Source organism: Thermoanaerobacter mathranii subsp. mathranii str. A3, from assembly GCF_000092965.1.
In the GTDB taxonomy this organism is placed as follows: Bacteria; Bacillota; Thermoanaerobacteria; order Thermoanaerobacterales; family Thermoanaerobacteraceae; genus Thermoanaerobacter; species Thermoanaerobacter thermocopriae.
In genome coordinates, this window is the sequence record NC_014209.1 from 1,100,239 (window position 1) to 1,112,042 (window position 11,804).

9 protein-coding genes, 1 pseudogene and 1 other annotated feature (1 of these 11 running past the window's edge) are annotated in these 11,804 nt (G+C 33.5%); of the genes and pseudogenes, 6 read left to right on the plus strand and 4 right to left on the minus strand.

Features of this window, described 5'->3' with window-relative positions:
- Positions 1-2 precede the first annotated feature (2 nt).
- From recJ to TMATH_RS05390, 5 genes are read left to right on the plus strand one after another with little or no spacing between them, the layout of a single operon-like run.
- Entirely contained in the window at positions 3-2,450 is a 2,448-nt protein-coding gene (gene recJ / locus TMATH_RS05370) for a single-stranded-DNA-specific exonuclease RecJ (RefSeq protein WP_013150235.1), read from the plus strand.
- A 12-nt stretch (positions 2,451-2,462) separates the two neighbouring features.
- Positions 2,463-2,984 carry an adenine phosphoribosyltransferase gene (locus TMATH_RS05375; protein WP_012995092.1) on the plus strand — a complete coding sequence of 174 codons (522 nt, stop codon included), beginning with the start codon at positions 2,463-2,465 and terminating at the stop codon, positions 2,982-2,984.
- A 46-nt stretch (positions 2,985-3,030) separates the two neighbouring features.
- Positions 3,031-5,190 carry a RelA/SpoT family protein gene (locus TMATH_RS05380; RefSeq protein ID WP_013150236.1) on the plus strand — a complete coding sequence of 720 codons (2,160 nt, stop codon included), beginning with the start codon at positions 3,031-3,033 and terminating at the stop codon, positions 5,188-5,190.
- Positions 5,191-5,201: 11 nt separating this feature from the next.
- Entirely contained in the window at positions 5,202-5,651 is a 450-nt protein-coding gene (gene dtd / locus TMATH_RS05385) for a D-aminoacyl-tRNA deacylase (protein ID WP_012269278.1), read from the plus strand.
- A 12-nt stretch (positions 5,652-5,663) separates the two neighbouring features.
- Positions 5,664-6,287: an MBL fold metallo-hydrolase gene (locus TMATH_RS05390; RefSeq protein ID WP_013150237.1), complete on the plus strand. Its 624-nt coding sequence runs from the start codon at positions 5,664-5,666 to the stop codon at positions 6,285-6,287.
- Positions 6,288-6,314: 27 nt separating this feature from the next.
- Here the strand turns inward: TMATH_RS05390 and TMATH_RS05395 are convergent, their stop codons facing one another.
- The 4 genes from TMATH_RS05395 to TMATH_RS05410 are packed head-to-tail and all read right to left on the minus strand — an operon-like array spanning position 6,315 to position 9,869.
- Positions 6,315-7,523, minus strand: coding sequence for an ABC transporter permease (locus TMATH_RS05395; RefSeq protein ID WP_012995095.1), 1,209 nt, complete (start codon positions 7,521-7,523; stop codon positions 6,315-6,317).
- A gap of 13 nt (positions 7,524-7,536) precedes the next feature.
- The gene (locus TMATH_RS05400) at positions 7,537-8,229 is read right to left on the minus strand and encodes an ABC transporter ATP-binding protein (protein ID WP_013150238.1); all 693 of its coding nucleotides are present in this window, start codon (positions 8,227-8,229) and stop codon (positions 7,537-7,539) included.
- Positions 8,229-9,410 carry an efflux RND transporter periplasmic adaptor subunit gene (locus TMATH_RS05405; RefSeq protein ID WP_013150239.1) on the minus strand — a complete coding sequence of 394 codons (1,182 nt, stop codon included), beginning with the start codon at positions 9,408-9,410 and terminating at the stop codon, positions 8,229-8,231. Before TMATH_RS05405 ends, TMATH_RS05400 begins: the two co-directional genes overlap by 1 nt.
- A gap of 18 nt (positions 9,411-9,428) precedes the next feature.
- A complete protein-coding gene (locus TMATH_RS05410) occupies positions 9,429-9,869 on the minus strand; it encodes a MarR family winged helix-turn-helix transcriptional regulator (protein WP_012269283.1) in 441 nt (146 codons plus the stop codon).
- A 222-nt stretch (positions 9,870-10,091) separates the two neighbouring features.
- Here TMATH_RS05410 and TMATH_RS05415 point away from each other — a divergent pair.
- Positions 10,092-11,503 (plus strand): annotated as a pseudogene (locus tag TMATH_RS05415) (ISLre2 family transposase).
- A 144-nt stretch (positions 11,504-11,647) separates the two neighbouring features.
- Positions 11,648-11,804: a binding site (T-box leader), on the plus strand; it runs 45 nt beyond the window's last position.

The window sequence follows — 11,804 nt, forward strand, 5'->3', positions numbered from 1 at the left end:
TTGTGGGTGATTTGATGCCTAAAATTTACAGATGGATTTTAAAAGAGAGTAAAAACTCTCAATTGTCTCAAGAGATACAAAAAACTTATGGATTATCCAAAATAATTGCTGACATGCTTGCATCAAGATTAAACCTCCATGAAGTTAAGAGTTTTTTAAATCCTGATTTAAAAGATTTACACTCTCCTTATCTTTTAAGGGGAATAAAAGAAGCAAAAGAATTGATACAACAACATATTGCCTCGAAGGATCTAATCACCATTTATGGGGATTACGATGTTGATGGGATTACTGCCACTGCTATCCTATATTTAACCTTAAAAAAATTAGGGGCAAAATTGGATTATTACATACCGGAAAGATTAGTTGAAGGATATGGTATAAATGAAGAAGCAATAGACAAAATTGCAGAGAGGGGAACAAAACTTATAGTTAGTGTAGACTGTGGTATAACCTCTGTTAAGGAAGTGGAAAAAGCTAAAATCTTGGGAATAGATGTAATAATAACTGACCATCATAGTATCCCTAAAGAGATACCACAAGCAGATGTGGTGATAAATCCCCATTTGCCTGGTATTGAATATCCTTTTTGTGACCTGGCAGGGGTAGGGGTTGCTTTTAAACTGTCACAAGCTCTTATTGGAGAAGAAGCTCATAAATTTTTGGATATCGTTTCAATTGGTACGATTGCAGATATTGTTCCTTTATTAGGAGAAAATAGAATAATTGTAAAAGAAGGGCTAAAAAGACTAAATGAAACACAAAATATAGGTTTAAAAGCCCTCATAAAAGCTTCTGGATTAGAAAATGTTGAAATTGACGAATATCATGTGGGATTTATCTTAGCCCCTCGTCTTAATGCCGCAGGTCGGCTCAAAAGTGCAGAAGCGGCTGTCAGATTATTGATAAGCCATAGTAAAGAAGAAGTAGAAAAGATAGCAGAATATTTAAACCAGGAAAACTTAAATAGACAACAGATAGAAAATCAAATACTTCAACAAGCAATCAAAAAAGTAGAAGAGACTGTTGATTTGAATAGAGAAAAAGTAATTGTACTGTGGGATGAAAATTGGCATCCGGGTGTTATTGGAATTGTAGCCTCTCGGATAACAGAAAGGTTTCATAGACCCTCTATACTTATAAGTTTAGGGGAAGAGGAGGGCAAAGGTTCGGGGCGAAGCATAGAAGGCTTTAATTTATATAAAGCATTAGAATACTGTAAAGATTATTTGATAAAATATGGCGGTCATGAAATGGCTGCTGGAATAAATATTGAGAAAAACAATTTGGAGATTTTTAAAGCAAAAATAAATGAATACGCTGATACTGTGCTTAGTGAACTTGATTTAATCCCAAGTTTAAAAATAGAGGCAAAGGTTAAAAATGAAAAGATAGATATAGAAATAGCTAAGCAAGTTCAAAAGCTTAAACCTTTTGGCAGCAATAATCCGCGGCCTAATTTTTTATTTGAGGGTTTAACAGTTACAAAAATATTTGATTTAAATAGTGGAAGACACAAAAAGATCATCGCCCAAAAAGGAAAATTTGTCTATGAACTTATGTTGTTCGATACAGCAGAAAAAAGAAACGATATAAAAATAGGGGATATAATAGATGTTGTAGGAAGTGTTGAAATAAATACTTGGAATGGAATAGAGTCAGTAATCATAAACGTAAAAGATTTAAGAGTTAAGTTGCCTCTATTTTCCTACTATAAAAACTTGAGTAAAATAATGATAGAATACAAGCTAGAGAAAAAAGAAATAAATAGAAAAGTTGATTATATAATTGATAAAAGAGGAATTAATAATAAGTGGGAATATGTGCTCAAACTTTTTAAAGGGGAAAGCAAAACAGCTGTCATAGTAAATACTGCTGTAGAACTTAAGTCATTACTTAGATATCTCAAAAAAGAAAAGTTTGTTAATTTTTCTTTTTGTAATATGAATTGCAAAAAAGAAAATGGCATACTATTTTTTACGAATTCTTTAGAACCACTTAAATATTATGACGACATAATTATTTACGATATACCTTTTAAAAAAGAAATTTTTTATTATATCCTTTATCATTCACAAGGAAAAAAGATTCATTTAGTCTTTAATGAATCAGACATATATTATAACTTAAAATCTTTTGATGAAATTTTTCCTCAGAGAAAAGATTTTATTAAACTTTACAAATTTATAGAAAAAGGAAACACCATTTTATTTAAAGAACATTTACATCCGCATCTGAATTTAAATCCAATAAAATTTTTATTTTGCATAAAAGCAATGCAAGAAATAGGATTGATAAATGTAAAAGAACGTGATAATATTTTTATGTTAAGCAAAAATTCCGTGTCACAAAAGGTTAATATTGAACAAACTCAAATAATGCAAAGGATATTCTCAGCTAAAAAAGAGTTTATTGAATTTGCCAAGTTCCTTGTTAGCCAGAAAATTTAAGGAGGTCTTGTGATGACATTAGAAGAAATCAAACAGATGATCAGAGAAATTCCTGATTTTCCTAAAAAAGGAATAAAATTTAAAGATATCACACCTGTTTTAAAAAATGCGCAAGCTTTTGGTTATTCTATCGAAATGTTAGCTAAAGCTTTAGATGGCAGAAAATTTGACCTCATTGCAGCGCCAGAAGCAAGAGGCTTTTTGTTTGGAGCTCCCTTAGCTTATAGGTTGGGTGTGGGATTTGTCCCTGTCAGGAAACCTGGAAAGCTACCTGCAGAAACTTTAAGCTATGAATATGAACTGGAATATGGGATAGATTCACTAGAAATACACAAAGATGCTATTTTGGAGGGGCAAAGGGTTGTAATAGTTGATGATTTACTAGCGACTGGTGGGACAATTTATGCTTCTGCAAAACTTGTGGAAAAATTGGGTGGAATAGTAGACTGCATTATTTTCTTGAGTGAGTTAACTTTTTTAGATGGTAGAAAAAAGCTTGACGGATATGATATAATTTCACTAATAAAGTTTTAATCTATAAAGTGGCTTTAAGCCACTTTAATTATAAGGTGTGGTAAATATGTTGGACAAAGTGATAAATAGGATAAAAAATTATATGGGTGATGAAGCAAATTTAGATTTAATCTACAAATCTTATGACTTTGCAGTAAATGCTCATGATGGCCAAATGAGAAACTCAGGAGAACCATATATTGTTCATCCCATAGAAGTTTCATATATTTTAGCTGACCTGGAATTAGATATTACTACTATTGCAGCAGGACTTTTGCATGATGTAATAGAGGATACAGATGTGACTTATGAGCAGCTATTGGAAAAATTTGGAAAAGAAATTGCTGATTTGGTTGATGGTGTTACAAAGTTGGGAAAAATAGAATACAAGAGCAAAGTAGAGCAACAGGCTGAAAACATGAGAAAGATGCTCATAGCAATGGCAAAAGATATTAGGGTTATACTCATAAAACTGGCTGACAGGCTTCACAATATGAGGACTCTCAAATATTTGCCTCCTGACAAACAAAAAGAAAAAGCGGAAGAAACTTTAGAAATATATGCTCCTATTGCTCATCGGCTTGGAATATCCAAGATAAAATGGGAATTAGAAGACTTGTGTTTGAGATACTTGCATCCTGATGAATACTATGACCTTGTAGAAAAGGTAGCTGCAAAAAGAAAGGAAAGAGAAGAGCTTATACAAAATATCATAACTACAATTAAAGAGAAACTAAAAGAAATGGGAATACAAGCAGAGGTAGATGGTAGACCCAAACACTTTTACAGTATATATAAAAAGATGAAGACACAGAATAAAAGCTTCGACCAAATTTACGATTTGTTAGCAGTAAGGATAATTGTAAACACTGTAAAAGACTGTTACGGCGTATTAGGAATTGTGCATACTTTGTGGAAACCAATTCCTGGCAGATTCAAAGATTACATTGCTATGCCAAAGCCTAATATGTATCAATCCCTTCATACTACAGTAATAGGTCCTAAAGGAGAACCTTTTGAAATACAAATAAGAACTTGGGAAATGCATAAAACTGCAGAATATGGTATTGCAGCCCATTGGAAATACAAAGAAGGCAAGACTACAGAAGATAAATTTGACCAAAAACTTTCATGGCTGAGACAGCTTTTGGAATGGCAGAAAGAATTAAAAGATGCAAAAGAGTTTATGGAAACATTAAAGATTGATTTGTTTACAGATGAAGTTTTTGTTTTTACTCCCAAAGGGGATGTGATAAATTTACCAGCAGGGTCGACACCTGTTGATTTTGCGTACAGCATACACACTGAAATAGGGCATAGATTAAATGGTGCTAAAGTAAACGGTAAATTGGTTCCTATAAATTATCAATTGAAAAACGGTGATATTGTAGAGATATTAGTGAGTCCAAATAAAGACAGAGGTCCAAGCAGAGACTGGTTACAAATTGTCAAAAGTTCTCAAGCGAGAAACAAAATCAGGCAGTGGTTTAAAAAAGAAAAAAGAGAAGAAAATATCACTCGCGGCGAGGAAATGATAGAAAAAGAATTAAGGAGACATGGATTGCAACCTGCTATGATAAAAAGTGAAATATGGGAGGAAGTTCTTAAAAAACTCAATATTCACACAATGGAGGATTTATATGCGACAATCGGATATGGAGGATTAACTTTAAATCAGGTAATACCGAGAATTAAAGAAGAAATTAAAAAATCTCAAAAAGAAGTAGGCATGAAATCTATCCCGGCTGATAAGGGTGGAAAGAAAAAAGAAAAAACAGGTGGAACGGGGGTTATTGTAAAAGGTGTAGACAATGTAATGGTCAGGTTTGCAAAATGTTGTTCTCCTGTTCCAGGGGATGAAATAATAGGTTATGTTACTAAAGGAAGGGGAATTTCTATTCACAGAAAAGATTGTCCCAATGTAAAAGAATATCTTTTTGATAGAAACAAAATTGTAGAGGTTGAGTGGGATCAAGATAGAAATATCTTTTATCAAGCTGATATACAGATTATGGCTAGTGATAGATTTGGACTTTTGACAGATGTTACTAGTGTTCTTGCAGATGTAAAAATTGCTGTAAAGGCTGTCAATGCTAGAACAACAAAAGACAATATTGCAATTATTAACTTAACTTTAGAGATTATTTCAAAAGACCAACTGGAAAGAGTTATGAATAAGTTGAAAGCTTTGGAAGGGGTAATGGACGTTTACAGATTAAGTGCATAGAGGTGATTTTTTTGAGAGCTGTTGTTCAAAGGGTGAGTCGCGGAGAAGTAAGTGTAGGTGGAGAAATGGTAAGTTCAATAGGTAAAGGATTTGTTGTTTTGGTTGGTATATCTATTGATGATAATGAAAATGATGTAATGTACATGGCAGATAAAATAGTGAATTTGCGGGTCTTTGAAGATGAAGAAGGAAAAATGAATTTGTCTCTTTTAGATATAGGAGGAGAAGTCCTTCTTGTCTCTCAATTTACTTTGCTTGGAGATGTGAGAAAAGGCAGAAGACCTAACTTTATGATGGCTCAAAAACCACAAGAAGCTTTGAAGTATTTTAATTTATTAGTCAAAGAGATTGAAAAAAGAGGCGTAAGTGTCAAAACAGGTATATTTCAGGCAATGATGAAAGTATTAATTGAAAATGACGGACCAGTTACAATTCTCATTGATTCTAAAAAAGTGTTTTAATGGAGTGATTTTATGAAAATACAAAGGTATGTGGTAGGACTTTATAAAGCCAATTGTTATATTGTTTCTGACGAGGAAACTAGGGAGACAATTGTAATAGACCCAGGGGAATATTCATCTGAAATACAAGATTATATTGGTATTAACAAATTAAGAGTAAAATATATTTTACTCACTCATGGTCATTTTGACCACATAGGTGGAGTAGAGGAGCTGAGGAAAGTTACTCAAGCAGAAGTTGCTATTTCAAAAGAAGATGCTCCCTTGCTTTTAGATCCCAGTTTAAATCTATCTAAAATGGTCTATAAAAAAATACAGTGCAGTGCCGCAGATATTTTATTAAATGGTGGCGATATTTTATATTTTGGGAAATACACAATAGAAGTCCTACACACTCCAGGTCATACAAAAGGCGGAGTGTGTTTTAAAATTGACAATGTCTGCTTTACAGGAGATACTGTTTTCAAAGGCTCGATAGGAAGATATGATTTTCCAGGTGGAGATTTTGATACTTTAATGGATTCTATAAAGAACAAGCTTTTGGTATTGGAAGATGACGTAGTGATATATCCGGGTCATGGCGAGTCTTCAACAATTGGAAAAGAAAAGAGAATTAATTTGTTTTTGAGGGAATAAAAGCAAGAGGTGATTTACCTCTTGCTTTTATTCGTATCTGAGTGCTACGATTGGGTCGAGTCTAGCTGCTTTTTGTGCAGGGTATATTCCAAAGAATATTCCTACTGCTGAGGAGAAAAGAAAAGCGATTAATATTGTGTTTATAGAGATGATGGGGGTTATATTTATAAAAGGACCAATGATGTTTGATAAAATATAACCGAAGAAAATACCTATAGCACCCCCTAAGAGAGAAATTGCGACAGCCTCAATTAAGAATTGCATTAAAATGTCTTTTTGCCTTGCGCCTATGGCTTTTCTTATTCCAATTTCTCTGGTGCGTTCAGTTACAGAAACCAACATTATGTTCATGATTCCGATTCCACCTACTATAAGCGATATACCAGCAATTGCTCCTATGATTGCCGTAAATATGCTTAATATTCTGTTGAATTCTTCTAGGAAACCGATGAGGTTTTCTGCTTCGTATTTATCTTTGTTGTGATGAAATGATTCTATTAAGCGCACAGCCTGAGAGGAGGCTTCATCTAATTGGTTTTGGTTGTAGGTCATTACGTAAATTTGTGAGATATCTACGTCTTGGAAGATTTTTTGTGCGTAAGTTATTGGAATTGCAGCTATTACAGGTATTTGGTCAGCTATTGAGCCTCCTAAACTTTTTAAATTACCACTGTCAATAACGCCAATTATCTTTGCTGTGTCAAAGGAAGAAGAACTGCCTATTTTAATAGTTTTTCCTACGCAATCTTCATAACCGAAAAGTTCTTTTGCAGAGTCTTTATCAATAAGTACCACATTTCTACCCATGAGAATGTCTTTTTCATTTAAAAAGCGGCCATAGATTATTTTTATGTTAGAGACATTTCCATAATCAAAATCTGTTGCTATAAAAATAGCCCTCTTGGTAAGTTTATCTGTTTTAGCGAGTCCAAATTTTTCTGTAATTGGCGCCGCATATTTTACCGAAGAAAGTCTTTTTCTGATCATTTCTACATCTTTGAGAGTCAGTTTATCGCTTTCTCTTATTTCAACATTATTTTTCGTCTTGATAGAAAATACACTAACGCCGATTTTTTCGAATTCGCCTAAAATAGCTTTTTGACCGCCTGCTCCTAAAGACACTATTGTTATAACTGAAGCAATACCGATTATAATCCCCAACATCGTAAGAAGGGCTCTTAATTTGTTACTTAATATACTGTCAATTGCTACTTTTATGGCTTCTAAAATATACATCCTTTATCACCTGCTAATAAGTTATTCTGTTTGCGATAGGGGTATCTTCTATAATGTTTCCATCTCTTAAGCGAAGTATCCTTTTTGCGTGATTTGCTATGTCCTGTTCGTGGGTAACCATCACTATTGTAGTACCCGCTTCATTGAGTTGATAAAAAATTTTCATTATCTCAATACTGGAGTTTGTGTCGAGATTTCCTGTTGGCTCGTCAGCTAATAGAAAAGAAGGATTCATTACAATTGCACGGGCGATTGCTACTCTTTGTTGCTGCCCCCCTGAGAGTTCATTAGGTTTGTGGTGTATTCTTTCACTTAATCCCACTATTTCTAAAGCTTTTATTGCTCTTTTTCTACGCTCTTTTGCTGGTATTTTAGCGTACAACATTGGCAGTTCTACATTTGACAGTGCGTCTAATTTACTCAAAAGGTTAAAAGACTGAAAAACAAAACCTATCTGGCGATTTCTTAAATAAGCTAATTGGTCATCATTTAACGTTGATATTTCGGTTCCATTGAGCTTATAACTTCCAGATGTGGGTTTATCCAAAAGACCAATTATATTCATTAAAGTAGATTTACCAGAGCCAGAGGGACCAACAATTGCTACATATTCACCTTTATTTATTTTTAAAGAGACGCCTTTTAATGCATTCACTTGGACTTTTCCAAGATTGTACACCTTTCTTACATTGCTCAATTCAATCATCAGTCTTTCCCGCCCTTTATTGTGATTTTTGTACCATCTTCGATAGAACTGGTGGGATTTAGTATGACTTTTTCGCCGACATTTACTCCCTTTATGATTTCTGTCTCCAAATCAGAAACGAGTCCGCTTTTTACTTTCCTTTGTTTTGCTATACCATTTTCTACTACATACACAAATTCGTTACCATATTTGTCACTTACGATTGCTTCTGATGGAACTTTTATTACATCTTTTTTTTCGGCAATTTTTATGTCGACATCTACATTAAAACCTGGTTTTATTGTGCCATCATTGCTTAAAAGGTCCACATAAACTTTTACGACATTATCTCCACCTGTTTGAGTGATTACTTTTGTCGCAGTTGGACTTACTTTACTTACTACTCCTTCAAAGGTTTTATCTGCAAAATGTATGTAGGCTTTTTGCCCTTCTTTTAAATTTACCGCATCATAGGGGTTTACATCCAGTGTAATCTGCAAATTGTTTAAGTCTTCTACTGTTATAGCAGGAAATTGAGATGAGGTAAAATAGCTGTTATTTTTAGCATTTACAACAGTTACAGTACCATCAAATTCAGCAGTAATATATTTTTGTTGTTTGTCCATACTTTGTTTTATGCTTTTAAGATTTAGTTCTGCAATTTCTACTTGTTTTTGTTGGAGTTTTATTTGGTCATCAAGGCTAAGTGAAGTAGTTTGCATCTGAGAAATGGAGGGCTGTTGTACTGTACTTTCTCCCGAAGGGAGTTGTTGCGGCAAAGAGGTATTTGGAAGTTGAGCTGCGACTTGAGATTGTCGTGACTGCTTTTCTTTTAATTTTTTTAGTGCATCAAGTTGCATTTGTGCTATTTCCAGCTGTTTTTGGGCAATTTGATATTGTATGTATAAATCTTGTGTTTCAAATTCCAAAAGTTTATCTCCTCTTTTTACTTTGTCTCCAACAGATACATAAACTTTTGATACTTTGGTAGGGGATAAAATGTAGTATTCTTGTTTGGATTTTGATTCTACTACCCCTGTGGTGGAAATTAAAGAGATTATTTCACCTTTTTCCACTTTAGCGGCATTTACTTCTACAGTGGAAGTAGCGCTTTTGTTTTTTATAGAGATTGCATAAACGGTAGAAGCTACAATTGCTAAAATTACTGTGACTATTATTAATGTTTTAACAGTATTTTTCATAAACACCACCCTCAAAATTTATAGTTCTTCTTTGATTTTTTGTAATATGTTTTTTAATGTTTCTAATTCTTGAGGAGAGAGTTTTTCAAAAATTGGCTGCAAAATTTTTTCCCTAAACATTGCTAAGTGTTTATAAAGATCTTGGCCTTTTTTTGTCAAAGAAATTTCTATTTTTCTTCTGTCTTCCAAATCAAAGTTCCTTTGAACTAACCCTTTCTCTACAAGTTTGTCTACTATGCTTGTAAGGGTGCTGGGGGAAATACCTAATTCTAAAGCAATATCTTTCATATACATTGGATTGCTTTTATTTTCGCTTAAAATTATTATTACTTGTTGTTCTCCGATTGTGAGGTCTTTTTGAAACTCAGAGAGGTCATTTGCTTTCAGTTGATTATTGAGTTTTTGTCTAATTATCCGAAACAGGTCATATAAAAGCTTAATATCACAATCTTTGTTCATAAATTTTCACCTCAAAAATTTTTAATACAAAATATTTTATACATCGAAATATTAACTCATTAATATTTTTTTGTCAATAGGTGGATAAATTATTATGAAAGTAGATTAAAGATACATAGTGTAAAATTATCGTAGGATTTTTTGAGTAAAAAAAAACAAGAGACAACCCCTGTGATAAAATAGATTATGGAAAACAAAACAACACAGAAAGGGGTGTCTCTTGTGAACAAACATATCTTTGAAGATATTATACTACAAAATGCTCTAAATTTCACTAGAGAAGTGATAGAAATTTTTAGTGATTTATTAAACAAAGGAATGAATATTACAGAGCTTGCAGCAAGGATAAAGGAACTAACGGACAAACTAGGTAGAGAGGCAATAGAAGCAATTATTGAAGAGTTAGATAAGATAATAAAAGAAGACAAGAGAAGGAAAGAAAAATGGGTAGTAGAGAGGAAAGATAAAAAGAGATTAACCACAATCCTTGGGGATATAGAATATGAGAGGACATATTACAAATCCAGAGAGGATGGAAGATATACATATTTGGTGGATGATGCATTAGAGATAGGGCGGCACGATAGGATAGAAAAAGGTGTAAAAATAAAGTTAGTAGAGAACGCAATAGAAGAATCATATGAAAGAAGCAGTAAAAAAGCATGTCCAGAGGAAGTAAGTAAACAGACAGTATTAAACGCAATAAGGGAAAATAGGAGAAGTAGAAGTAAAGAGAGAAATAAAAGAGAAGAAAGAAAGTAAGGGTATTATACATAGAAGCAGATGAAGACCATGTGCCTTTTGCAAAGAGGGCAGCAATGAAACCACGCGATTGATATACATACATGAAGGTAAAGAAGAAGAGAAATGGAAGAGATGTTCTTGAGGAAATGTGCATTTCAAGGGCATACGTAGGAGAGAAAGCAGAAGACATATGGATAGATGTAGCAAATTACATAGAAGAAAACTACAAAGAAGAGAAGATAGAGAAGATATACATAGCAGGAGATGGAGCACCGTGGATAAAAGAGGGATTAGAGTGGATAGCAAAATCAAGGTTTGTGTTAGACAGATATCATTTAAACAAATACGTATTAAAAGCCACATCAAAAGAGCCAAAATACAGGGAAAAGATATGGAGAGCAATAAATGAAGGAGATAAAGAAGGAGTGAAGAAGATATTTGATGAACTAATAAAGGCAGCAGAGGAAGAGAGGGAGAAAGAGAAGATAAAAGAAGCAAGGAAATACATACTAAACAATTGGGAAGGGATAGAGATATACAACAAAGACAAAGATGTAATAGGGTGCAGTGCAGAAGGGCATATAAGCCATGTATTTTCAGTAAGACTAAGCAGGAATCCATTAGGGTGGAGTAGAGAAGGATTAAAACTAATGGCGAAATTAAGGGTATTCAGCAAGAATGGAGGAGACTTAAGAGAAGTAGAATGGGGTAAGAGGAAGAATATAAATGAAGGAAGTTACAAATTAACGAAGAAGCAAATAAAAGAGGCGGTAAGAAGAGTTAAAACGTCTACAAATGAAAAGATAAATAATATTACGGTTTTGAATATAGGGAAAGTAACGCCAATATACAGGATTTTAAGAGCAATAAAATATGCACAAGTCATATAAAAAACATGATAAGACGAAGCCCTGAATTAAGTAAGTTACAGGGGTTGTCTTAAAAAAATCCTACAGTATCTTGACACTATCTTAAAGATAATTGTGATTGACAGCTAATAATAGTATAATGTATAATAACAAGTAAAATGATGGATAAATGCGATGACCAGGAGAGTAGCAATAGCAGGTATACAGGGAGAAGATACCGCGACTGAGAGTATCTTTATACTTATGCTATTGTGAAGGACACCTGTGAGCAGACCAGTCGACAAGGTAGGCTGTGTCCGTGAACCTGCGTTAAAGGAATGAG